Here is a 22,405-nt window from a genome sequence, read left to right on the forward strand (position 1 = left end):
TTATGTGGGCGCCGCAACACAAGTCGTTGATCCGGCGTCACTTTTGTCATGTGTTAATGGGTTTTCCCCGTGGTTGTCCACAGGAAATGTGGATAAGCGCCGGGCGTCGTACCCCAATTCAGTCACGCTATGTCGAAAAAAAATACGCCTGCCCAGTACAGCGAAGCGTCCATCAAGGTCCTGAAGGGCCTTGAGCCGGTCAAGCAGCGCCCGGGCATGTACACCCGCACCGAGAATCCGCTGCACATCATTCAGGAAGTCATCGACAACGCTTCGGACGAAGCGCTGGGCGGTTACGGCAAGCAGATTCTCGTCACCCTGAACAAAGACGGTTCGGTCAGCGTCGAGGACGATGGCCGTGGCATTCCTGTCGGCATTCACCCGGAAGAGGGTGTGCCGGTGGTCGAAATCGTGTTCACGCGCCTGCACGCAGGTGGCAAGTTCGATAAGGCCGCTGGCGGCGCTTATACCTTCTCCGGCGGCTTGCACGGCGTTGGCGTGTCGGTGACGAATGCGCTGGCGACCCGACTGGCCGTGACGGTCTGGCGCGACGGTCAAGTTTCGGAACTCGAATTCGCTGACGGCGGCAACGTCAACGTGGCGCTTCATTCACGTGCGTCGCAGCGCGGCGAGAAGAAGAGTGGCACGCGCGTGACCGTCTGGCCGGATGCCAAGTACTTCGACAGCCCGGCATTGCCGCTGGGCGAACTGCAACGTCTGCTGCGCTCGAAAGCGGTGCTGCTGCCGGGCGTGCGCGTCACGCTGCGTCAGGAAAAGAACGGCGAAGAACAGACGTGGTTCTACGAGCACGGCCTGCGGGGCTATCTCGTCGAGTCGCTGGGCGGTGCAGAGCCGCTGATTCCGCTCTTCGAAGGCGAGCGCTTTGCCGAGGGCGACGAAGACAGCTTTGCCGAAGGCGAAGGCGCTGCATGGGTCGTGGCCTGGACGGAAGATGGTGCGCAGGTCCGCGAGTCCTACGTCAACCTGATTCCGACGCCTGCCGGCGGCACCCACGAATCGGGGCTGCGTGAAGGCTTGTTCCAGGCGGTGCGCGGCTTTATCGAATTGCACAACCTTCAGCCCAAGGGCGTGAAGTTGTTGCCGGAAGATGTGTTCTCCCGCGTGTCGTTCGTGCTCTCCGCGAAGGTGCTCGATCCGCAGTTCCAGGGGCAGATCAAGGAGCGTCTGAACAGTCGCGACGCCGTGCGACTCGTGTCATCGTTCACGCGTCCCGCGCTGGAGTTGTGGCTCAATCATCATGTCGAGCACGGCAAGAAGCTCGCAGAACTCGTGATTCGTCAGGCACAAGCCCGTACGCGCGCCGGCCAGAAGATCGAGAAGAAAAAGAGTTCTGGCGTGGCCGTTTTGCCGGGCAAACTGACCGACTGCGAGACGGAAGACATCACCCGAAACGAACTGTTCCTGGTCGAGGGCGACTCGGCCGGCGGCTCGGCGAAGATGGGCCGCGACAAGGAGTTTCAGGCGATTCTGCCGCTGCGCGGCAAGGTTCTCAATACATGGGAGACCGAGCGCGATCGCCTGTTTGCCAACAATGAAGTGCACGACATCGCGGTCGCGATCGGCGTCGACCCGCACGGTGCGAACGACACGCCCGATCTGTCCAATCTGCGTTACGGCAAGATCTGTATCCTCTCCGATGCCGACGTCGACGGTTCGCACATTCAGGTGCTGCTGCTGACGCTGTTCTTCCGTCACTTCCCGCAACTCATCGCGACGGGGCACGTGTACGTGGCGCGTCCGCCGCTGTATCGCGTCGATGCGCCTGCACGTGGCAAGAAGCCGGCACAGAAGCTCTACGCGCTGGACGAAGGCGAACTCGAAGCGATTCTCGACAAGCTGCGCAAGGACGGCGTGCGCGAAACCGCATGGTCGATCAGCCGCTTCAAGGGCCTGGGCGAAATGAGTGCCGAACAGCTTTGGGAAACGACGATGAATCCCGATACGCGTCGTCTGAGCCCGGTGGCGCTCGGCCATCTGGATTTCGACGCAACCGTGGCACGCATGAACATGCTCATGGGCAAGGGCGAGGCGGCACAACGCCGTAGCTGGCTCGAAGCCAAGGGCAATGAAGTGGAAGCCGACATCTGAGCCTGACAACACGGGAAGGACCGAGGGCACGGCGTCGGGACTGCATCTACAGTACTTGAATCGTAGCGAAGTCGCGCTCACGCAGGGCAAACCAGCGTGAGCGCTCACATAGTGGGATAATCCACCCTTCACCCTTCCGGGAGTCGCGTTATGTTGCGTTCTATGCGTTGCATTTTCGTGCCGATGTTGCTTGCCAGCGCAAGCGCCACCGTCTTGGCACAGTCGGCCCAGCCGCGCGTCTTCTTCGTTGCCCCTGCGGACGGCGCAACGGTGTCCAATCCGGTAAAGGTCCAGTTCGGCGTCGAAGGCATGACGATCAAACCGGCGGGCGAGGTATCGCCCAATACCGGTCATCACCATCTCATCATCGACGGCGATTCGATTCCGGCAGGTCAGGTCGTTCCTACCGACGACAGCCACCTGCATTTCGGCAAAGGTCAGACCGAAACGAGCGTCAATCTGACGCCGGGCGATCACAAGTTGACGATGCAATTCGCCGACGGTGCACATCGCTCATACGGTCCGGCCATGAGCCAGACGATCACGGTGCATGTCAAAGGTCAGCAATAACCAGGTTTCGACGGCGCGGCGCCTGCAGGTGCTGCGCCGAAAGTTCTCACTGCGGCAACTCGCAGGGCCCGCGCTGGCAGCGATGCTGCTTGCCGCGACGCCTCTCGCGCACGCCGAACTCTATGGCTACGTCGACGAGAACGGTGTCGCGCATCTGGCGGCACGCAAGCTCGATGCGCGCTATCGCCTCGTGGTGGGTAATGGCGCTAACGGTGGCAGCGTCGACCTGCGCGCGCAGCAGCAGGGCGGGGTCGTTACCGGTGCAGACCGCTCGCGTCTTTACGACGCGCTGGCTCGACATCCCAATCTGAAAAAGCTCGCGCCCGTCATCGCGCAGGCCGCGCAGAAGTTTCACGTCGATGCCGCCTTGCTCAAGGCGGTCATCGCCGCCGAGTCGGGCTTCGATAGCGATGCCGTTTCTCCCAAAGGTGCGGTTGGGTTGATGCAGGTGTTGCCGACGACCGGCGAGCGTTATGGCCTGCGGGCCGATGCGCGCCGCACCGTCGCCGACAAACTCACCGATCCGCGTACTAATGTGCTGACAGGTGCCCGTTACCTGCGCGATCTGCAGGCGCGATATCCCGATCGTCTCGAACTGGTGCTCGCGTCGTACAACGCGGGTGAGGGGGCTGTCGCACGTCACGCCGATCAGATCCCGCCGTATGCAGAGACGCGTGATTACGTCGCTGCAGTGCTTGAACTCTATCGACGCTTCAACCCGGAGGGGGCAGATGCCGTGCCGGGCAATGGTGTCATCCGTGCGAGCGGGAGCGGCGGAAAGATCGGCAACGCGCGCGTCAACGGATCGCGCGATGGCCGCATCCACGTCATTCTGGGCGCGCCGCAGGGCCTGCCCGTTGTGCCTGCTAACATGCCGAACGCGACGATACGCGACTCGGCTGCATCGCCCCTGTCCGCACCACCGGCCACGGACTGAGGCGTCGGTTGACGTCGCCTCGCGGCGTCTTCGGATTCGCCTCCGAAGTCCTGAGTGTCTCTCGGTGTTCGGCTCAGAATTCTCCGAAATCCGCGTGGAATCCCGGCAATTTCGATGGCCGTCGCTCCGAAATCACGTCTCGCTTTGCCATTCGGACGCGTTTTTGCCGAAATGTGCCGGCGAGCTTGGTATGATCTCGCGGTCAACGTCCACCCGAACTCTCGTCAAACGTTCGCAGCAAACCCACAGGTTTTATGGAACAAGTAGAAGATCTCTTTACGCAACCGTCGGATGACGACACGCTAACGCTCGGCGCGTATGCCGAGCGCGCTTATTTGGACTACGCGATCAGCGTGGTCAAGGGCCGGGCACTGCCGGACGTCTGCGACGGCCAGAAGCCCGTCCAGCGCCGCATTCTGTTCGCCATGAACGAAATGGGCCTCGCGTCCGATGCCAAGCCGGTCAAGTCGGCGCGCGTCGTCGGCGACGTGCTCGGCAAGTTCCACCCGCACGGCGATCAGTCCGCGTATGACGCGCTGGTACGTCTCGCGCAGGACTTCTCGATGCGCTATCCGCTCATCGACGGTCAGGGCAATTTCGGCTCGCGCGACGGTGACGGCGCGGCGGCCATGCGTTACACGGAAGCCCGTCTGACGCCGATCGCCAAGCTGCTGCTCGACGAAATCGATGCAGGCACTGTCGACTTCGTGCCGAATTACGATGGTTCGACCGAAGAGCCGCGCCTCTTGCCGGCACGCTTGCCGTTTGTGCTGCTCAACGGCGCATCGGGCATTGCCGTGGGTCTCGCCACGGAAATTCCGTCGCACAACCTGCGCGAAGTGGCCTCTGCGGCCGTGGCGCTGATCCGCAATCCCAAGATGGACGACGCTGAGTTGATGACTCACGTGCAGGGACCGGATTTCCCCGGCGGCGGTCAACTGATTTCGAGCGCTGCCGAGATTCGCGCCGCGTATGAGAGCGGGCGCGGCAGCCTCAAGATGCGCGCGCGCTGGAAGATCGAAGAGATGGCGCGCGGCCAGTGGCAGGCGGTGGTGTATGAATTGCCGCCGAATACGTCGGGCCAGAAGGTACTCGAAGAGATCGAGGAACTGACCAACCCGAAGGTCAAGCTCGGCAAGAAGTCGCTCACGCCGGAGCAGCAGAATCTCAAGCAGTCGATGCTGGCCATGCTCGACGCCGTGCGCGACGAGTCCGGTAAAGACGCACCCGTGCGTCTGGTGTTCGAGCCGAAATCAAGCCGCATCGATCAGCAGGAATTCATCACGATGCTGCTCGCGCATACGAGCCTGGAGTCGAGCGCATCGGTGAATCTCGTGATGGTGGGCGCTGACGGCCGTCCGGGCCAGAAGTCGCTGCGCGACATCATCACCGAGTGGATCGGTTTCCGCTTCGAAACGGTCACGCGTCGCACGCGCCACCGTCTGGGCAAGGTCGACGACCGGATTCATATTCTGGAAGGCCGGATGATCGTCTTCCTGAATATCGACGAAGTCATTCGTATCATTCGCGAGTCCGACGAGCCGAAGGCTGCGCTGATGAGCGCGTTCAAGCTGAGCGAGCGTCAGGCGGAAGACATTCTGGAAATTCGTCTGCGTCAGTTGGCGCGTCTGGAAGCGATCAAGATCGAGCAGGAACTGACATCGTTGCGCGATGAGAAGGCGAAGCTCGAAGATCTGCTTGCCAACGAAAGCACGATGAAGCGACTGATCATCAAGGAAATCGAAACCGACGCGAAGCAGTTCGGCGACGATCGTCGCACGCTCATTCAGGAAGAGAAGCGTGCGGTCGCGGAAGCCCGCGTGGTCGATGAACCGGTGACGGTTGTGGTGTCCGCCAAGGGCTGGGTGCGTGCGCTTAAGGGGCACGGACTGGACGCTCAAGGTTTCTCGTTCAAGCAGGGCGACGCCTTGTATGGCGCGTTCGAATGCCGCACCGTCGATCCGCTGATCGCGTGGGGCAGCAACGGACGCGTTTATTCGGTCGCGGTGGGCCAGCTGCCGGGCGGCCGTGGCGACGGCGTGCCGCTGACGTCGCTGATCGAACTGGAGTCGGGTTCGCGTCTGATGCATTACTACGCGGCGTCCGGCGATCAGCCGCTGCTGCTCGCGACGTCGTCCGGCTTCGGTTTCACGACCAAGCTCGGCGATATGGTGAGCCGTGTGAAGGCAGGCAAGTCGTTCATGACCATCGACGACGGCGCCGAGCCGCTTGCCCCGACGCCGATCTGGCAGGGTGCCAGTGCGGTCGCATGTCTGTCGAGCGACGGGCGTTTGCTCGTGTTCGGCATGGACGAAATGAAGGCGCTGACGGGCGGTGGACGCGGTGTGACGCTGATCGGTCTCGAAGCGAAGCAGACGCTGGTGTCGGTCGTGCCGATCAGTGAGGCAGGCGTGACGGTGTACGGCGAAGTGCGTGGCGGCAAGATTCAGTCCGAGACGTTGTCGGGCGCATCGCTCGCACCGAACATCGGCAAGCGTGCGCGCAAGGGTCGTTCGCCGAATGTGAAGTTTGCGACGTTCAAACCGCGTTCGCTCGAGCCGGTGTTGCCGGCCGCGCCGAAGGCATCCTGACGGAGTCCCGCATGAGCGTTTACGCCTTCAGTCTGTTCCTGCATCTGGTCAGCGTGGCCGTCTGGATCGGTGGCATGTTCTTCGCGCTGGCCTGTCTGCGGCCTGCGTCGTCGGAGCTTTCGCCGCAGCAGCGTCTGCCGTTGTGGGAGGCTGCACTCACACGCTTCTTCACATGGGTGGGCGTTGCCATCGTGCTGATCCTGCTGTCCGGCGGGCACATGATGATGGGCATGGGTGGCCTGCATGCCCGCTGGCCCGTGCATGCCATGGCGGGGGTCGGCGTGCTGATGATGCTCGTCTTCGGCCACATTCGCTTCGCACTGTTCCCGCGTTTGCAACGCGCCGTGCAGGCGCAGTCGTGGCCGGACGGTGCGGCGGCCGTCAACGGGATCCGTCGTCTCGTGATTCTGAATCTCGTGCTGGGGATCGTTGTGATCGGATTGGCGGCGTCGCTTCGCGGCTGATCTTGGCGGCTGATCCTGGCGATTGCCGTGATTCAGACTGGCCGGGTTTCGTCGTTGACGGTCCCGGCCACTTCATGACACAGGGCGACGAACGCTTGCACGAGCGGACTGTTGTCGTCGCGACGCTTGCCCAGTAGCAGCGCCGAGTGCGCGTCTGGTTCGCTGAAGTCCATGAAGTGCGCGCCTTCGATCTGAATGCAACGCACGGCGGCCGGCAGTACGGCGACACCCAATCCACTTGCCGCGAGGGCGACGATGGTCGTCGACTCGCGCGCCTCCTGAACGACACGCGGTGTGAAACCCGCGCGCTCGCACATTCTCCGAATCTGTCCGTCGACCGCCGTTCCCACGCCGTTGGGATGCATGATGAACGCTTCGTTGGCCAGATCCGCAATCGACACGCTGGCGTGCTTTGCCAGCGCATGTCCCTGATGAAGCACGACGACCAGTGCTTCGTCGATCAACGTCTCGAAACTGAGCCCCGCCACCGGCGGTGCGTTCTCTGCCTGACGGAGCAGGCCGATGTCCAACGTCCGTTCGATGAGCGCTTCCCGTTGATCCTCCGACGGTGCCTCGCTGAGCGTCAGCGTCACGCGAGGATAGCGTTGTCGGTACGTCGTCAGCACGCGCTTCATCAGGTTCGTCATGGGGGCCGACGTTGTGAACGCGATACGCAACTCCCCGGCATCGAGCCCGGCGATTTGTTGGACTTCGAGACGAGCAGCTTCGGCATCGGCAAGAATCTGGCGCGCGCGTACGAGAAACGCGCGTCCGGCCGGTGTCAGAAAGACGCGACGTTGCGAGCGCTCGAAGAGCGGCACACCGAGTTCGTCTTCCAGCGCCCGGATTTGCATCGACAGCGGTGGCTGCCCGATGTTAAGCCGCTGCGCAGCCCGGCTGAAATGCAGTTCCTCGGCAACGGTCACGAAGTAACGAAGATGACGCAGTTCCATACCTTAGGCCTCGATTGATCTGTTTTATATATAGAAATGAGGCTTAAATATATATTGGACGCGAGGTAACGGCAAACCTATCATTCGTCGTATACATTTCACCCTTGGTTCGCGCGAGGCGAGCCAGCGTCATGGCATCAACCAACTCCCTACCTTTGTCTTCCGGCGGCGCGTCCGCCGGTAGTGCGTCTGCCGCGAAACTGCCGGCGGGTGTTGCACGCGGCACGCGCGAATACGCTGTCATCAGCCGGGCGCTGTTCTTCGGCGGGTTTTCCACGTTCGCGCAGCTTTACTGCATGCAATCGCTGCTGCCCTTGCTGACGACCACGTTCGGCATTAGCCCGGCGCAGGCCAGTTGGTCCGTGTCAGCGGCCACGATGATGATGGCGCTCGGTTTGCTCGTGACCTGTGTCGCGGCCGATCGCGTGAGCCGCAAGCGGATGATGACGATTGCGTTGCTCAGTTCTTCCGTCCTCACGCTCGCCAGCGCATTCTCGACGAACTTCGAAACCATTGTGATTCTGGCGGCGCTCAAGGGCCTTGCGCTCTCGGGGCTGCCGGCGATTGCCATGGCGTATCTGAGCGAGGAAATCGATCAGCGCTCGCTCGGTATGTCGATGGGGCTCTACATCGGCGGCAACATTCTCGGCGGGATGGCAGGGCGGGTGATGGCGGCGTTTGTTGCCGACATGTTCTCGTGGCGCGTGTCGGTGGGGTTGATCGGACTCGTGTGCCTCGCCATGGGCCTTGAGTTTGCCCGGAGCCTGCCGCATTCACGGCGCTTTACCCCGCGTCATATGACGGTGCGTGAGGCGCTGGGGCATGCGCGCCGACATCTGGGCGACCCGGCGTTGCTCGGTCTGTACCTGTTCGCCGGCCTGATGATGGGCAGCTTCGTCAGCGTCTACAACTATCTCGGGTTCTATCTGTCGGCACCGCCGTTTCATCTGCCGCATGCGGCCATCGGCGCGATTTTCACGATGTATCTGATCGGTGTCGTCGGTTCGTTCATCGCAGGGCCTCTGTCCGACCGCGTGGGGCGTCCGCGCCTGTTGTGGGCGCTCGTTGCGCTGGCGATGGCGGGGCTTTTCACGATGCTTGCGTCGCAGGTGTCCGGCGTGGTGATCGGTCTGGCGATCTTCACGTTCGGCTTCTTCGGTGCACACACCGTGGCCAGCAGTTGGGTCGGCCGACGTGCCACGGAGGGGCGAGCGATTGCTTCCGCGCTGTATCTGTTCTTCTACTATCTGGGGTCCAGCCTGCTGGGCAGCTTCTCGGGCGTCATGCTCAAGTCGCACGGCTGGCATGGCGTGGTCGCGTTGTTGTCGATGGCCGTGGTGCTGTCGCTGGGCGTTGCGATCGCTATGCGACGTGCGTACGGAACCGGCAAGCCAACCGCCATCGCATAGTTGATTTCGCGATAACTGCGCCGCATAAAACAACAGCCACCCGAGGGTGGCTGTTGTCGTTTCAGACGCAAGCATCTGAGAACGTCGGCTTAGCCGCGACTTACATCACGCAGATTCGCCTGATGCAAACGGTAGCCGATGTAGGCCTCGATGCCGTCAGGCAAGTTCGGCGATCAGTTCGATTTCGACGCACGCGCCCAGCGGGATCTGTGCCACGCCGAAGGCCGAGCGGGCGTGCTTGCCGGCGTCGCCGAAGACTTCGCCGAACAGTTCCGATGCGCCGTTCGTCACCAGATGCTGCTCGGTGAATTCCTGCGTCGAGTTCACGAGGCTCATCAGCTTCACAATGCGCTTGACCTTGTTCAGGTCGCCCGTGTGGGCGTGCAGCGTGGCGATCAGTTCGATGGCGGTGGCGCGCGCCGCAGCCTTGCCGTCTTCGACGCTGACGTCCTGGCCGAGCTTGCCGGTCCAGATCTTGCCGTCCTTCTTGGGCAGGTGGCCCGAGAGGAACACGGTGTTGCCGGTTTGTGCGGCCATCACGTAAGCGGCGGCGGGGGCAGCGGACGACGGCAGTTCGATACCCAGTTGCTTCAGTTTGTCGTAGACGGACATGTACGGCTTCCTTGCAAATTCGTTAATGGTTCAAATCCCGGATCATCGAGTCCGATGATGGATCAGGCGGCGCGGCGCGTGAGCGCGTCGGCGATCAGCGCGCCAAGGCGAGCGACACCGATTTCGATTTTCTCGGGTGGCACCGTGACGAACGACAGTCGAAGCGTATTCGATTGCGGCGTCCCCACATAGAAGGGCGCGCCGGGCACGAACGCGACATTCTGTGCGATCGCTTTTTCCAGCAACTGCATGGTGTCGATGCCTGTGGGCAATGTCAACCAGATGAACATGCCGCCTGCGGGCGTGGTCCACGTGGCGTCGGCCGGCATGTGCTTCTTCAGCGAAGCGAGCATGGCCTGCGCCTGTGCGGCGTAAAGCGTGCGAATCGACGGGATGTGCGTGTCGAGAAAGCCATCCTTGACCACTTCGTACGCGATGCGCTGCGTCAGGCTGGGGGTATGCAGATCGGCGGCCTGCTTGGCCTGCACGAGCTTGGCGATCACCGTCTTGGGGCCGATGATGAAGCCCAGTCGCAGGCCGGGGGCGAGCACCTTGGAGAACGACCCCATGTACAGCACGTGCTCGGGCGCGAGCGACATCAGGCTCGGCAAACGCTGGCCTTCGTAGTCCAGTTCGCCATAGGGATCGTCTTCGATGATGGCCAGGCCGTCGCGTTTGGCGATGGCGGCCAGCGCTTCGCGACGTGCCATCGGCAGTCGGCGTCCCGTCGGATTCTGGAAGTTCGGCATGGCGTACAGGAAGCGCGCGCCCGCCACCAGTTCCGGCGTCAGTGCCTCGGGCAGAAGGCCGTGATCGTCGGTCGGCACCGGCACGTATTTCGGTGCGAACAACGAAAACGATTGCAGCGCACCCAGATAGCTCGGTGCCTCGACAAGGACGCGGCTACCTTCGTCGATGAAGATCTTGCCGATCAGATCGAGACCTTGCTGCGAGCCGGTGGTGATCAGTACGTTCTCCGGCGCGACCGTCAGGCCGTCGCGAGAGTAGCGCTTGGCGACCCATTCGCGCAGCGGCGCGAAGCCTTCCGTCGCGCTGTATTGCAGCGCGGCTTGCGGCGATTCGGTCAGGACGCGATCCGCGGCGGCACGCATTTCTGCGACGGGAAACGTGGCGGGGGAGGGCAGGCCGCCAGCAAATGAAATGACGTCCGGGCGTTCCGTCACCTTGAGAATTTCGCGAATGGCCGAGCTGGTCAGATTGCGGGCGCGTTCGGAATATTGCCAATCGTGCATGATGATCTCGCTATGAGAGTGCGGCCTTTTCTGAGCGGCCGCGAGTATCGAGCGTTGCGGGTGCCGGGCGCGTGAAGGCAGGCGCAACGTCAGGGGGCTGACGCATCGCGGCGCAGGGATCGCATGCGCCGCGATGCGTCGTCAGACCGGTTTGCCCGTGAGTCGCGAGGCGCCGATCTTCATATTCTTGCCGAGTGCGATGGTCAGTACGACACCGGCGGCAAACAGCCAGGTGACCGCATCGACTTGTTCGCCGAAAAAGAGCGCGGACAACGCAATCGTGAAGAAAATCTGAAGCAATTGTACTTGGCCCACGCGCGCGATTCCGCCCATGGCGAGACCGGCATACCAGGCGAAGAAGCCGATGAACTGCGAGAAGAGGGTGACGTAGGCGAACGCGCCCCAGGCCTTGCCGCTGACAGGCCACGGTTGTTGCCATGCCAGCCAGCCGACCGGCACCAGCAACACCGGCGCGCAGACGACGAGCGCCCAGCAGATCACTTGCCAGCCGCCCATGTCGCGTGCGAGCTTGCCGCCCTCTGCGTAACCCAGCGCGCCAATGACGACGGCCAGCAGCATCAGTCCGTCGGCGGCATGCAGGCTCCCACCACCGGCGCGAAGTGCAAAAGCAATGACGAGGGCGCTGCCGAGCAGGGCGAACACCCAGAAGCCACGCGAAGGACGTTCGCCGCCCAGCCAATAAGCGTAGATCGCGACGAAGAAGGGTTGCAGTCCGTTGAGCACGGCCCCGTGAGATGCGGGGATCGTTTTCATGGCCCACGCGGAGAAGACGGGGAAGGCGACGATCACGCCGAGCGAGGTGATGGCCAGACTCTTGACCTGCGGCCACGTCGGCCACGGTTCCTTGCGCCACCAGAGCAGTGCGCCCGCGAAGACGGCCGCCACCAGCGCGCGCCCCAGTCCGTTAAGCAGCGGATTGACTTCCGCCACGACGATGCGCGTCATGGGCAACGTCAGACTGAAGATGAGCACGCCGATCAATCCGACCAGCATGCCTCGGGATTCGCGCGAATTCATGGTGTCGCCTCGTGGTTCTATGTTTTCCGCCCGCCATGCTCTGTGCCGGGCGTTTGGATCGGTTGCGGCCTAACGCAAGGTGCGCGGGCCGTTGGGGGTTTCGATTTCTGCAGCGAGCGACGGCTCGACCAGCGTCGCTTCGACGTTGACGAGGGCATCGGCACCCAACCACTGCAATTGTTCTGCGATCACCGTCGCCTGCGGATGGAATCCACGCAGCGTGGTGACGGCGCAATCCGCGGACGGCAACGCATCCGCCGGATGTTGCGGCGAATCCCACTGAATCAGCGTAGGCAGCAATCCCTGCCCCGCACCTTGCCACGACGGCAGGCTGCCGTCGTCGGGCACACCGATCTGCCAGGTCAGTGCGCCGCGCTGCATTGCGATCACGGGGGCGAGGCGTTGCGGATACTGTGCCTGCCAGCGCGGCAGCGAGCGGGGACGATCGACGCGCGCCACCCAGTGCGCAAGATACGGGCCGCGAGCGAGACGCGCCCGAACGGTGTCGTCGTCGAGTCCGAACCAGCGTGCACGGTCCGGTGCGTGCGCTTCCGGATCGATGGCGATGATCTCCAGATAGGCACCGCCCCACAGACCGAGCAAACTGTTGTGCGTCCCCATGCGTGCGTGCTTCCCGCCGCGTTGCGGCACGACGTCCGTGAGGCCGAGTTGCTCGATGACGTGCGCTTCGCCCGCTTCCAGCGTTTCTGCGGCGACGACAAGATGGTCCAGTTTCAGGGCGTGAGGTGCGGTCATGTTCGGTTCAGGCAGCAAAGACGGACGACAAAAAACGATAGCTTACTCTGCCTGCGCGCCGACGCCGCGTCTTCCGGGGCCTGCAGTGCTGGCCAGGCGCACCGCAAGGTGGCGCCACACCAGCCGCAATCCGGTACCTAGTACGCTACCGCCGCCGGACGTCGAGAGCGTCTTTGCGGGCTGACTCACGCGCATGCGCGCGCCTTCTTGCCAGGTGCCCAGCCACACACGCTGTCCGCCGCGAATTTCGAAGCTTTCGCCTGCCCGCAGCCAATGGTCGGTCGGCTCGCCTTCCACGGTCAGCCAGAGCAGACCCTGTAACACTTGCAGCGACTGAGGCGGTTCGGCAGCCGGGCCCTGCCAGACGACAGTCTGTTCCCGGTCCAGTTCGAAGAGTCGGATTTCACGCATGGCGGTCTCCAGTTGAGAGGACACTTTATCGGTTAACTCCGGTACAGTACCGATACAGATGGTGAGGTAGTTCTCGGTACAGTTATGAGTTGACAGGGAAACTGGCTAGCGTAGAGTGGCGCTCCATGAACGGTAGGGGCAGACACTTCGATACGGATTGGACTGTCAACTGGGCGGGGAGCGCCGATCGCAGCGCTCCATAAATCGGCACGCGTGGGCACGACCCGCGCGTGATGCGCATCTCGCGTAGCCTGCCGGGGCGCGACACAGGTGAATGACGATGACGACAACGAACCGCATTTCTCCGCTGATTCTTGCGGACAACGCTGCGCTGGACACCGCGCGAATGACGCTTGTCGATCAGTTGGTGCACTGGGCAAGGCTACGCATCGAGGAGCGGGTTTTCCTGCCGGGCATGCGTATGCCGTCGATCCGCTCGCTGGCGGAAGACAAACGCGTTTCGCGTTTCTCCGTTGTCGAGGCCTATGAGCGGCTGGTGGCGCAGGGGTATCTCGAAGCCCGGCGCGGGTCCGGTTTCTACGTGCGCGAGCGACCGGTCATGCCGCCGCAAAATGCGGCTGCACCGATGGTCACGCAGGGGCCGCTCGACGTTGCCTGGCTCGTGCGCAGCATGCTGCATCAGGTGGCCCCCGAGCGTGGCCCGGGCATGGGGTATCTGCCTGCGACGTGGCTCGATGCGGACATGATGACGTCTGCCATGCGTTCGATGAGCCGGCAGTCGAGCGCGCATCTGCTCCAGGCGGGCAATCCGCTCGGCTTTCTGCCGCTGCGCGTTCAACTCCAGACGCAACTCGCGGAACTTGAAATTGGCGCTCGGCCCGATCAGATCGTGTTGACGTCGGGCATTACGCAGGCTGTGGACTTCTTGTTACGGCTGTACGTACGTGCTGGCGATACGGTGCTTGTCGGCGATCCGGCGTGGTTCGTCGTGTTCGGCCGCATTGCGTCGCAAGGGGCCAATACGATCGGCGTACCCTACACGCCGGACGGGCTCGACATGCAGGCGCTGGAGCGGCTTGTGCAGCAGCACCGTCCCAAGCTGCTCATTCTGAATTCGATTCTGCAGAATCCGACGGGCACCTCGCTCACGCCCGCCCGCGCATTCCAGATTCTCCGTCTCGCGGAGCAGTACGACTTCATGGTGCTGGAAGACGACATTTACTGCGATCTGTGTCCGCCGCATCAGCAGGTGGCGCGTCTGGCGAGTCTCGATCAGCTCAAGCGCGTGATCTACTTGGGGAGTTTCTCCAAGACGCTTGCGGCGAACCTGCGTGTAGCGTTCGTCGCCTGTTCGCCCGAGTTGGCGAAGACGTTCGTCGACCACAAGATGCTCTCGGGATCGACCACGCCGGAGATCAACGAGCGCATCGTCTATAAGGCGCTGACCGAAGGGCACTACCGGCGTCACGTGGAGCGGTTGCGTACCCGTCTGGACGAGGTCCGCGACGGCGCGCGGCGCAATCTGGAGCGTATGGGGTTGCGCATGTTCGGTGAGCCGACCTCCGGCATGTTTTTCTGGGCCGATACCGGCATCGATACCAACGCCATTGCGGCCGCCGGGCACGAGGCTGGCTTCCTGTTTGCGCCGGGGGCGTTGTTCTCGCCGCGTCAGGCCCCCAGTACGTGGATGCGCATGAACATCGCGTGCTGCAGTGATCCGTCCATGTTGTCGTTCCTTTCGCGACAGTTGGAGTTGGCGGCATAAGCCGACATGAACCAACTTAAAGCGGCAGCAACAGTCGCCGGTACGCCCGTCTTTGTGCCCTTGCTTTGGGCTTTTGCCGGGTCTTGCCGCTTTTTCCGCTAACTTTGCCCATTCGTCAGCAAAATAGCGCTGAAATAACCTTGCTGGCGGCCTTGAAATGCATGCCGCCCGTCCCTATGTTCCGACCTGTACCGCCGTTGCGGCAGCGCGCGCGCAAGTGTGCCCGGCGGCGGTCCAGGCTGACACGCCGGACATTCCATTCATCTCACCGATTCATGAGGGTTCCCGACCATGGCGCAAGAAACCATGAGCTTTCAGGCAGAAGTCAAACAGCTTCTGCAACTGATGATTCATTCGCTGTACAGCAACAAGGAAATCTTCCTGCGCGAACTGATCTCCAATGCCTCGGACGCCGCTGACAAGCTGCGCTTCGAAGCGATCAACAACGCAGCGCTGTACGAGCAGGATCCGGAACTCAAGATTCGCGTGTCGTTCGACAAGGACGCCCGCACCGTCACCATCGAGGACAACGGCATCGGCATGAGCCGCGATGAAGCCGTCGCGCACCTCGGCACCATCGCCAAGTCCGGCACCAAGGAATTCTTCTCGAACCTGTCCGGCGATCAGCAGAAGGACGCTGCGCTCATCGGCCAGTTTGGCGTGGGCTTCTACTCGGGTTTCATCGTCGCCGACCGTATGACGGTCGAATCGCGCCGTGCCGGGTTGCCGGCCGTAGAGGGTGTGCGCTGGTCGTCGGCCGGCGAGGGCGACTTCTCGGTTGAGACCATCGAACGCGCGCCGCGCGGCACCGCCATCACGCTGCATCTGCGTGAGGGCGAAGACGAGTTGCTGTCGTCGTGGCAATTGCAGTCGATCATCCGCAAGTATTCGGACCATATTTCGCTGCCGATCGTGATGCGCGGCGAGTCGTGGGACGAAGAAAAGCAGGCGATGGTCCCCGCAGAGACGGACGAAACCGTCAATCAGGCGAGCGCGTTGTGGACCCGCAGCAAGAGCGAAATCACCGACGAGCAGTACACGCAGTTCTATCAGCACATTGCGCACGACATGCAAGCGCCGCTGGCGTGGACGCATAACCGCGTAGAAGGGCGCAGCGAATATACGCAACTGCTGTATGTGCCCGGTCATGCGCCGTACGACCTGTGGGATCGCAATTCGCAAGGCGGCCTGAAGCTATACGTGAAGCGCGTCTTCATCATGGACGACGCGGAGCAACTCCTCCCGAACTACCTCCGCTTCGTGCGCGGGGTTGTCGATTCGGCGGATCTGCCGTTGAACGTCTCGCGAGAAATTCTTCAGGAAAGCCGCGACGTGAAGGCCATCCGCGAAGGGTGCGCGAAACGCGTGCTCGGTCTGCTGGAAGATCTGGCAGAGAACCAGCAGGATAAGTACACGCAGTTCTGGAGCGCATTCGGTCAGGTGCTCAAGGAAGGTACCGGCGAAGATCAGGCCAACCGCGAACGCATCGCCAAGCTGCTGCGTTTTTCGAGCACGCACAACGATTCGGCCGAGCAGACGGTATCGCTGGCCGATTACGTGGGCCGCATGAAGGAAGGTCAGGACAAGATCTACTACGTGACGGCAGAGAACTGGGTGGCCGCAAGTCACAGCCCGCACCTTGAGGTGTTCCGCAAGAAGGGTGTGGAAGTGCTGCTGCTGACCGATCGTGTGGACGAATGGATGCTCTCCTACGTCCATGAGTTCGACGGCAAGGCGCTCGTGAGCGTGGCGCGCGGCGATCTGGATCTGGGCGCGCTTGAAGACGCAGGTGAGAAGGAAGCGCAGGAAAAGACCAGCGACGACCTCAAGCCGCTCGTCGAAAAGATGAAGGAAGTGCTCGCCGACAAGGCCAAGGATGTGCGGGTCACGTTCCGTCTGACCGATTCGCCGTCGTGTCTGGTGTCCGATGAGAACGACATGAGCGGCACGCTTCAACGTCTGATGAAGGCGGCCGGTCAGAAGATGCCGGAGTTCCGTCCGATCCTCGAGATCAACCCGGAGCACGCGCTGATCAAGCGTCTCACGGCAGAGAGCGCGGACCTTTCCGACTGGACGCAACTCCTGTTCGAACAGGCGTTGCTGGCCGAAGGTGGCAATCTGGAGGATCCGGCGGCGTTCGTGAAGCGTACCAACGCCTTGCTGCTGTCTGCTCGTTGATTGCGTAGCGCAAACGGCGGGACTGTTTTGACGTAACGCCGTCTGCGTAACGTTGTCCGCGTAGCGATGGAGGCCCCCGTGACGAAATGTCGCGGGGGCTTTTTCTTGTCCGGCGGAATCCCTCGAAGGTCGGTGGGGCCTTTGTTTGCGGGGGGCGCTGTGTGCGGCAGGCGGTGACCGCGTGAGCGGCGCGTCGACACGTTGCCCCCTTATAATGCCGAGCCATGACTTTCCGATTCGATGTAAGCGGGCGGCGCTGGCAGGCTGTCCCGGCACCGGCGCTGTCGCGTCGTCATAAGGACTGGCTGACCCGGGGCGGCGCGCTCACGCGCCATTTGTCCACGCTCGGCCGGGTGAGCGTGCGGGTGGTGGCCGAACGGGTGATGCCCGCCGATGCAGACCAATGCCGTGCGATCGGCGTGCCGCTGCGTACGCCGATGTGGGCGCGCGACGTCATCCTTCTGGTCGATGACGAGCCGGTCGTCGTGGCGCACAGTGTCACGCCGCTCACACATAGCCGTTCGATCTGGCAGGCGATGCGTCGTCTGCGTACTCGTCCGCTCGCCGATTTGCTCTATCACGATCCCACTGTCACGCGTTCCGTGCTGGTGTCGAGCCCCCTGGGCCCGCGTCACCTGCTGCACAGCCGTGCGCGACGCGATGCGCGCGACCCGCTCGTCGGTGCGAACCCACGTGCACGACTGTGGGCGCGTCGTTCGGTCTTCCTGCGCCATGGGGCACCGCTACTCGTCACCGAGGCGTTTCTTCCGCGCTTCTGGCGACGTTTGCAGGCCCTGCATGGTGAGACGGTGAACGATTGAGCGCTATGCCGACGCCGTCTGCGCCCCCACTCAAACGCAACTTCCCGCCGGTGGTGGACACGAACACGCGTGTCCTGATCCTCGGCAGTTTGCCCGGTGAGGTTTCGCTCGCGCACCAGCAGTACTATGCGCATCCACAGAATCGTTTCTGGCATCTGGTGGGCGAGGTCATCGACGAACCCCTGCCGACGCTCCCCTATGAGGCACGCCTCGACGTGCTCCGTATGCATGGGGTGGGGCTTTGGGATGTGGTGGCGGAGGCGCGTCGTGAAGGCAGTCTCGACAGCAACATCCGCTTGCACGCCGGCAGCGACCTGGCAGGCCTGATCGGCACCTTGCCGTCGCTGCGGGCCGTCGCCTTCAATGGCGGCACGGCGGCGCGCATCGGTCAGCGTGCACTCGCCCAAGGCAACGTGCCGTTGCCGGTCGTGCTGCTGCCATCGAGCAGTCCTGCCTATACGATCCCGTTCGCGACCAAACGCGACGCGTGGCTTGTATTGCGTGACTGGCTGGGAATGCCGGACGTCTCGTCCACTCGCTGAGGGTGGCGTGAAACGCCGCGCTTGCGGTAGGGCGAACGCCGTCGCCGACAGGCAAAGCGCGTGAACCCGGTACAATGCGAACCCATCGGAATATCCCGAGCAATACTGAAGGACACATGACCCTCATCAAACGCAAATCCATCGAAGCCGAAGCGTTCGTCGCTGACGACCGTGCCGCCCGTTCACCGCGTCCCACGTACAAGCCGCGTTTCGCGCCGGTGACGTTCTCTGAAATCGGTGGCGTGCGTTACCTGCATTTCGGTACGGAATGGGTGCAAGGGGCGATGCGTTTGTCCAAGCCGGATCGTATCGAACTCGAATACGCGCAGCAGATGATGGCGTGGTTGCTGTTCATGCGTGCGCCGAAGCACGTTGTGCAACTGGGCCTTGGCACTGGTTCGATCACGAAGTTCTCGGCCAAGCAGTTCCCGCGCACGCAAGTGACGGCGGTTGAGCTGAACCCGGCCGTGGTCGTCGCCGCCCGCACGATGTTCGATCTGCCGAGCGATTCGCGTCGATTGAAAGTGCTGGAAGCGGACGCGTGGGACTACGTCACCGATTCCGCCAATCATGGCGCTGTGGATGTCCTGCAAATCGACCTGTACGACGCCACCGCGCGCGGCCCGGTCCATGACACTCCGGCGTTCTACAAGGCGTGCCGTGCCACGTTGCGCGAGCCGGGCATGCTGACGATGAACCTCTTCGGCGATCACGACAGCTATCCGAAGAACATCCGTCGTCTGCGTCAGGCGTTCGACAACCGCGTGATCGAATTCCCGGAAGTGCATGACGGCAACGTCATCGTGCTGGCCTTCAACGGCCCGCTGCTGTCGGTCGAATGGAAGGACGTGGAAGCGCGCGCCAAGGTGGTGGAAGCCGCGACCGGCTTGCCCGCAAAGCGTTGGGTCAAGCAACTTCGCGAGAAGAACGGCGATGGCGGTCCGGTACTGACGGTCTGACGTTGTCTGCGTAGCTACGCATCGCTGTACCGTAGAAGCCGCAGTTTGCGGCAGATACAAAAAAGCCAGCCGAGAGGCTGGCTTTTTCTTTTGCGCGGTGTGCGGTCCCGAGCGCCGGGACCGTACGCATGCGCGCGTCAGGCGGCGACTTCGTCGATCGTCAGTGCTTCGCCACCGGCGACGATCGCCAGCAAACGGTCGACGTTCGGGTGCGCGCCCGGACGATTGCGCGCGTCGGCCGTGTGCTCACCGAAGACGGCCAGCGCATGCTCGGCAGCTTTGGCGTCGAGCGTGCCGAAGGCTTGCTTGAGGTAGTGATAGACGGCGAGCGAGCCTTGCTTGCCCGGTGCATTTTCGATGGTGCCCACAACGGCGCCGGCCGCATTGCGCAGGTCGATGCGCGCGATGCCGTCGATGCTGCCGATCGAGGCCATCTGGGCGAGGTTTTCCTTGAACACCGGGGTCGGTTCGATGACTGCCATGGTTGTACTGCTCCTGCGGTTACGTCAGATGAATTGAAATCGTTGCGGGCCGAATGGTATCACCCCGGCCCGTGCGGAATCAGGCACGTCGCCATTGCAGAATCGCCAGCGTCACCACGCCAGCGATCAGTCCCCAGAAGGCGGACCCGATGGAGAGTAGCGTCAGGCCGGAGGCGGTCACCATGAACGTGATGAGCGCGGCTTCGCGTTGCTTCGTGTCGTGCATGGCATTCGCCAGTCCGTTCATGATCGAGCCGAACAGCGCCAGTGCTGCAATGGAGACGACCAACGCCTTCGGAAATGCTGCAAACAGCGCAGCGATGGTCGCGCCGAACGTCCCTGCGATCAGGTAAAAGACGCCTGACCACACGGCCGCCGTATAGCGCTTGGCGGGGTCTTCATGCGCTTCGCGTCCTGTGCAGATGGCCGCCGTGATGGCCGCCAGATGAATGCCGTGCGAGCCGAACGGTGCGAGCAGCACCGACGCAATGCCCGTTGTCGAAATCAATGGCGATGCCGGGACGTTATAACCATCCGCACGGAGCACGGCGAGTCCGGGAACGTTCTGCGATGCCATGGCCACCACGAACAGCGGGATCGCGATGCTGATCGTCGCCGACAACGAGAATGACGGCGTGGTCCATACCGGTTTTGCGAGCGACACATTGAAGTGACTGAAATCGAGCAGACCCAGTCCGCCGGCAACGGCCGTGCCCACGATCAGTGCCAGCAGAATGGCGTAGCGCGAAGCGATTCGTTTGACGATGAGGTACGTGAAGAACATCGAAAGTACGAGTGCCGTCTGGTGCTGCGCGGCGACGAAAATCTCGAGCCCGATGCGAAACAGAATGCCCGCCAGCAGCGCTGACGCCAATGCGGGCGGCACGCGTCGCATGATCGTCTCGAAGCCCCCCGTCAGCCCGCAGATTGCGATGAGTGCATTGCAGACGATGAACGCGCCAATGGCCTCACCGTAAGGCACGCCCGGCAGCGATGTGATCAGCAACGCTGCGCCCGGCGTCGACCATGCGATCACTACCGGCGTGCGGTAGCGAAGCGATAGCCCGATGGTCGTCAATCCCATGCCGATGGACAGCGCCCAGATCCACGACGAAATCTGCGCCGGCGTGAGATGGGCGGCCTGTCCGGCCTGGAACATGAGGATGAGCGAGCTGGTATAGCCGGTCATCATCGCCACGAAGCCGGCCACGATGGCCGACGGCGACGTGTCCGCCAGCGGGCGCAGCGGGGGCAGGGGAGTGGTGCTCGACGTCATGATGGCGTGCTGTCTCTTTGGTTGCGTTGTAGTTGTGATGTGCTGCATGTCGCATCGTGCCGCATTGTGCGGTGCGCCGTTGTGTGCGGACGGTGCTGAGCTTCCCGTGAAGCGGCGTCTTGCGAGCTTATTTGCTTGTTACTTGCTTAGCACCCGCATGGCCGATTCCAGCCCCGCCAGCGTAATCGGATACATCCGATTCGCGAAGAGCTGACGGATCACCGAAATCGACTGACGATATTGCCAAATGGCTTCCGGCTCAGGGTTCAGCCACGCGTGACGCGGGAACCGGTCGATGAAGCGGCGCAGCCAGACCGCACCGGCTTCCTTGTTGTTGTACTCGACGGAGCCACCCGGTTGCAGCACCTCGTACGGGCTCATCGTTGCGTCGCCCACGAAGATCAGCTTGTAGTCGGCCGGATATTTGCGCAACACGTCCCACGTCTCGAATCGCTCGTTGTGACGCCGGCGGTTCTGCCGCCAGAGATAGTCGTAGACGCAGTTGTGGAAATAGTAGAACTCGAGATGCTTGAACTCCGATTTCGCGGCCGAAAAGAGCTCTTCCGTGCGCGCAATGTGATCGTCCATCGACCCGCCCACGTCCAGCAGCATCAGCACCTTCACGTTGTTGTGACGCTCGGGCACCAGCTTAAGATCGAGCCAGCCGGCATTGGCCGCCGTGGAGCGAATCGTGTCGTCGAGATCGAGTTCCTCGGCCGCCCCTTCGCGTGCGAACTTACGCAGGCGGCGCAGTGCAACCTTGATGTTGCGCGTGCCCAGCTCTACGGTGTCGTCGTAGTCGCGGTACGTACGTTGGTCCCATACTTTGACGGCGGTGCGATTGCCGTTGCTTTCGCCGCCGATGCGGATGCCTTCGGGGTTGAAGCCACCGTTGCCGAACGGTGAGGTGCCGCCCGTGCCGATCCATTTGCTGCCGCCTTCGTGCCGCCCCTTCTGTTCGTCGAAAAGTTGCTTCAGACGCTCCATGAGCTTGTCGAGTCCGCCCAGCGCCTGAATACGCGCTTTGTCCTCGGGGGACAACTCGCGTTGCATCCGCTTCTTGAGCCAGTCGAGCGGCACTTCGCCGGAGGCGTCGACGATCTGTTGCACGCCTTTGAAGTACGCACCGAACGCCTGATCGAACTTGTCGTAGTGCTTCTCGTCCTTGATGAGCGAGAGGCGCGCCAGGTAGTAAAACTCGTCGAGCGAGGGCGCGATGACCTGACGCTGAAGCGCTTCGAGCAGCGTCAGGTATTCCTTGACCGAGACCGGCAGTTTTGCCGCGCGCAAGGTGTAGAAGAAGTCGATCAGCATGACG

At 62.5% G+C, this 22,405-nt stretch carries 20 protein-coding genes; 11 read left to right on the forward strand and 9 right to left on the reverse strand.

What is annotated here, in order from left to right; all coding sequences use genetic code 11:
- Nucleotides 1-129: 129 nt before the first annotated feature.
- The 5 genes from PAQ31011_RS15580 to PAQ31011_RS15600 all read left to right on the forward strand — a co-directional run bounded on the left by PAQ31011_RS15580 (nt 130) and on the right by PAQ31011_RS15600 (nt 6,671).
- Nucleotides 130-2,109 (forward strand): DNA topoisomerase IV subunit B, encoded by a 1,980-nt coding sequence (locus PAQ31011_RS15580; RefSeq protein ID WP_150576691.1) that lies wholly within the window; start codon nt 130-132, stop codon nt 2,107-2,109.
- A gap of 162 nt (nt 2,110-2,271) precedes the next feature.
- On the forward strand, nt 2,272-2,679 hold the full coding sequence (locus tag PAQ31011_RS15585; protein ID WP_150576947.1) for a DUF4399 domain-containing protein: 408 nt from the start codon (nt 2,272-2,274) through the stop codon (nt 2,677-2,679).
- Complete coding sequence (locus PAQ31011_RS15590) at nt 2,660-3,616, forward strand: lytic transglycosylase domain-containing protein (RefSeq protein ID WP_150576692.1); 957 nt, start codon at nt 2,660-2,662, stop codon at nt 3,614-3,616. Before PAQ31011_RS15585 ends, PAQ31011_RS15590 begins: the two co-directional genes overlap by 20 nt.
- Nucleotides 3,617-3,870: 254 nt before the next feature.
- Nucleotides 3,871-6,207 carry a DNA topoisomerase IV subunit A gene (gene parC, locus PAQ31011_RS15595; RefSeq protein ID WP_150576693.1) on the forward strand — a complete coding sequence of 779 codons (2,337 nt, stop codon included), beginning with the start codon at nt 3,871-3,873 and terminating at the stop codon, nt 6,205-6,207.
- Nucleotides 6,208-6,218: 11 nt separating this feature from the next.
- Nucleotides 6,219-6,671: a CopD family protein gene (locus PAQ31011_RS15600; RefSeq protein ID WP_039399375.1), complete on the forward strand. Its 453-nt coding sequence runs from the start codon at nt 6,219-6,221 to the stop codon at nt 6,669-6,671.
- A 32-nt stretch (nt 6,672-6,703) separates the two neighbouring features.
- On the opposite strand, the gene PAQ31011_RS15605 is transcribed toward PAQ31011_RS15600, so the two are convergent.
- Nucleotides 6,704-7,624 (reverse strand): LysR substrate-binding domain-containing protein, encoded by a 921-nt coding sequence (locus PAQ31011_RS15605; RefSeq protein WP_150576694.1) that lies wholly within the window; start codon nt 7,622-7,624, stop codon nt 6,704-6,706.
- 131 nt (nt 7,625-7,755) lie between these two features.
- Between PAQ31011_RS15605 and PAQ31011_RS15610 the strand changes: the two genes are divergently transcribed.
- Nucleotides 7,756-9,033 (forward strand): MFS transporter, encoded by a 1,278-nt coding sequence (locus tag PAQ31011_RS15610; RefSeq protein ID WP_150576695.1) that lies wholly within the window; start codon nt 7,756-7,758, stop codon nt 9,031-9,033.
- 156 nt (nt 9,034-9,189) lie between these two features.
- Here PAQ31011_RS15610 and PAQ31011_RS15615 read toward each other — a convergent pair whose 3' ends face one another.
- The 5 genes from PAQ31011_RS15615 to PAQ31011_RS15635 form a co-directional block, all read right to left on the reverse strand.
- The gene (locus PAQ31011_RS15615) at nt 9,190-9,645 is read right to left on the reverse strand and encodes a RidA family protein (RefSeq protein ID WP_039399369.1); all 456 of its coding nucleotides are present in this window, start codon (nt 9,643-9,645) and stop codon (nt 9,190-9,192) included.
- 62 nt (nt 9,646-9,707) lie between these two features.
- A complete protein-coding gene (locus PAQ31011_RS15620) occupies nt 9,708-10,898 on the reverse strand; it encodes an aminotransferase-like domain-containing protein (protein ID WP_150576696.1) in 1,191 nt (396 codons plus the stop codon).
- Nucleotides 10,899-11,039: 141 nt separating this feature from the next.
- Nucleotides 11,040-11,936, reverse strand: coding sequence for a DMT family transporter (locus PAQ31011_RS15625; protein ID WP_150576697.1), 897 nt, complete (start codon nt 11,934-11,936; stop codon nt 11,040-11,042).
- Nucleotides 11,937-12,005: 69 nt separating this feature from the next.
- Nucleotides 12,006-12,692 (reverse strand): VOC family protein, encoded by a 687-nt coding sequence (locus PAQ31011_RS15630; RefSeq protein WP_150576698.1) that lies wholly within the window; start codon nt 12,690-12,692, stop codon nt 12,006-12,008.
- A 42-nt stretch (nt 12,693-12,734) separates the two neighbouring features.
- Entirely contained in the window at nt 12,735-13,103 is a 369-nt protein-coding gene (locus tag PAQ31011_RS15635) for a DUF2917 domain-containing protein (protein WP_150576699.1), read from the reverse strand.
- 280 nt (nt 13,104-13,383) lie between these two features.
- On the opposite strand from PAQ31011_RS15635, the gene PAQ31011_RS15640 reads away from it, so the two are divergent.
- From PAQ31011_RS15640 to PAQ31011_RS15660, 5 genes are all read left to right on the forward strand, one after another.
- Nucleotides 13,384-14,829, forward strand: a complete 1,446-nt coding sequence (locus tag PAQ31011_RS15640) for an aminotransferase-like domain-containing protein (protein WP_150576700.1) — start codon at nt 13,384-13,386, stop codon at nt 14,827-14,829.
- A 291-nt stretch (nt 14,830-15,120) separates the two neighbouring features.
- Entirely contained in the window at nt 15,121-17,007 is a 1,887-nt protein-coding gene (htpG, locus tag PAQ31011_RS15645) for a molecular chaperone HtpG (RefSeq protein ID WP_150576701.1), read from the forward strand.
- A gap of 224 nt (nt 17,008-17,231) precedes the next feature.
- Nucleotides 17,232-17,828: a chorismate--pyruvate lyase family protein gene (locus tag PAQ31011_RS15650; protein ID WP_150576702.1), complete on the forward strand. Its 597-nt coding sequence runs from the start codon at nt 17,232-17,234 to the stop codon at nt 17,826-17,828.
- A gap of 5 nt (nt 17,829-17,833) precedes the next feature.
- Nucleotides 17,834-18,370 (forward strand): DNA-deoxyinosine glycosylase, encoded by a 537-nt coding sequence (locus PAQ31011_RS15655; RefSeq protein WP_150576703.1) that lies wholly within the window; start codon nt 17,834-17,836, stop codon nt 18,368-18,370.
- Nucleotides 18,371-18,486: 116 nt separating this feature from the next.
- The gene (locus PAQ31011_RS15660; RefSeq protein ID WP_150576704.1) at nt 18,487-19,329 is read left to right on the forward strand and encodes a class I SAM-dependent methyltransferase; all 843 of its coding nucleotides are present in this window, start codon (nt 18,487-18,489) and stop codon (nt 19,327-19,329) included.
- A 137-nt stretch (nt 19,330-19,466) separates the two neighbouring features.
- Here PAQ31011_RS15660 and PAQ31011_RS15665 read toward each other — a convergent pair whose 3' ends face one another.
- The 3 genes from PAQ31011_RS15665 to PAQ31011_RS15675 form a co-directional block, all read right to left on the reverse strand.
- Nucleotides 19,467-19,811, reverse strand: coding sequence for a DUF2322 family protein (locus PAQ31011_RS15665; protein WP_150576705.1), 345 nt, complete (start codon nt 19,809-19,811; stop codon nt 19,467-19,469).
- A 79-nt stretch (nt 19,812-19,890) separates the two neighbouring features.
- On the reverse strand, nt 19,891-21,087 hold the full coding sequence (locus PAQ31011_RS15670) for a benzoate/H(+) symporter BenE family transporter (RefSeq protein WP_150576706.1): 1,197 nt from the start codon (nt 21,085-21,087) through the stop codon (nt 19,891-19,893).
- Nucleotides 21,088-21,225: 138 nt separating this feature from the next.
- Nucleotides 21,226-22,401, reverse strand: a complete 1,176-nt coding sequence (locus PAQ31011_RS15675) for a vWA domain-containing protein (RefSeq protein ID WP_150576707.1) — start codon at nt 22,399-22,401, stop codon at nt 21,226-21,228.
- Nucleotides 22,402-22,405: the final 4 nt, after the last annotated feature.

It is taken from the genome of Pandoraea aquatica, assembly GCF_902459565.1.
GTDB lineage: Bacteria > Pseudomonadota > Gammaproteobacteria > Burkholderiales > Burkholderiaceae > Pandoraea > Pandoraea aquatica.

Bases quoted from the DNA above. Each gene is read 5' to 3' on its own strand.
- PAQ31011_RS15660 (WP_150576704.1), top strand. From the start codon at position 18,487: ATGACCCTCATCAAACGCAAATCCATCGAAGCCGAAGCGTTCGTCGCT.
- PAQ31011_RS15580 (WP_150576691.1), top strand. From the start codon at position 130: ATGTCGAAAAAAAATACGCCTGCCCAGTACAGCGAAGCGTCCATCAAG.
- PAQ31011_RS15615 (WP_039399369.1), bottom strand. From the start codon at position 9,645: ATGTCCGTCTACGACAAACTGAAGCAACTGGGTATCGAACTGCCGTCG.
- PAQ31011_RS15585 (WP_150576947.1), top strand. From the start codon at position 2,272: ATGCGTTGCATTTTCGTGCCGATGTTGCTTGCCAGCGCAAGCGCCACC.
- PAQ31011_RS15625 (WP_150576697.1), bottom strand. From the start codon at position 11,936: ATGAATTCGCGCGAATCCCGAGGCATGCTGGTCGGATTGATCGGCGTG.
- PAQ31011_RS15670 (WP_150576706.1), bottom strand. From the start codon at position 21,087: ATGACGTCGAGCACCACTCCCCTGCCCCCGCTGCGCCCGCTGGCGGAC.
- PAQ31011_RS15590 (WP_150576692.1), top strand. From the start codon at position 2,660: ATGTCAAAGGTCAGCAATAACCAGGTTTCGACGGCGCGGCGCCTGCAG.
- PAQ31011_RS15655 (WP_150576703.1), top strand. From the start codon at position 17,834: ATGCCGACGCCGTCTGCGCCCCCACTCAAACGCAACTTCCCGCCGGTG.
- PAQ31011_RS15605 (WP_150576694.1), bottom strand. From the start codon at position 7,624: ATGGAACTGCGTCATCTTCGTTACTTCGTGACCGTTGCCGAGGAACTG.
- PAQ31011_RS15620 (WP_150576696.1), bottom strand. From the start codon at position 10,898: ATGCACGATTGGCAATATTCCGAACGCGCCCGCAATCTGACCAGCTCG.
- PAQ31011_RS15630 (WP_150576698.1), bottom strand. From the start codon at position 12,692: ATGACCGCACCTCACGCCCTGAAACTGGACCATCTTGTCGTCGCCGCA.
- PAQ31011_RS15610 (WP_150576695.1), top strand. From the start codon at position 7,756: ATGGCATCAACCAACTCCCTACCTTTGTCTTCCGGCGGCGCGTCCGCC.
- PAQ31011_RS15665 (WP_150576705.1), bottom strand. From the start codon at position 19,811: ATGGCAGTCATCGAACCGACCCCGGTGTTCAAGGAAAACCTCGCCCAG.
- parC (WP_150576693.1), top strand. From the start codon at position 3,871: ATGGAACAAGTAGAAGATCTCTTTACGCAACCGTCGGATGACGACACG.
- PAQ31011_RS15600 (WP_039399375.1), top strand. From the start codon at position 6,219: ATGAGCGTTTACGCCTTCAGTCTGTTCCTGCATCTGGTCAGCGTGGCC.
- PAQ31011_RS15675 (WP_150576707.1), bottom strand. From the start codon at position 22,401: ATGCTGATCGACTTCTTCTACACCTTGCGCGCGGCAAAACTGCCGGTC.
- htpG (WP_150576701.1), top strand. From the start codon at position 15,121: ATGGCGCAAGAAACCATGAGCTTTCAGGCAGAAGTCAAACAGCTTCTG.
- PAQ31011_RS15650 (WP_150576702.1), top strand. From the start codon at position 17,232: ATGACTTTCCGATTCGATGTAAGCGGGCGGCGCTGGCAGGCTGTCCCG.
- PAQ31011_RS15640 (WP_150576700.1), top strand. From the start codon at position 13,384: ATGACGACAACGAACCGCATTTCTCCGCTGATTCTTGCGGACAACGCT.
- PAQ31011_RS15635 (WP_150576699.1), bottom strand. From the start codon at position 13,103: ATGCGTGAAATCCGACTCTTCGAACTGGACCGGGAACAGACTGTCGTC.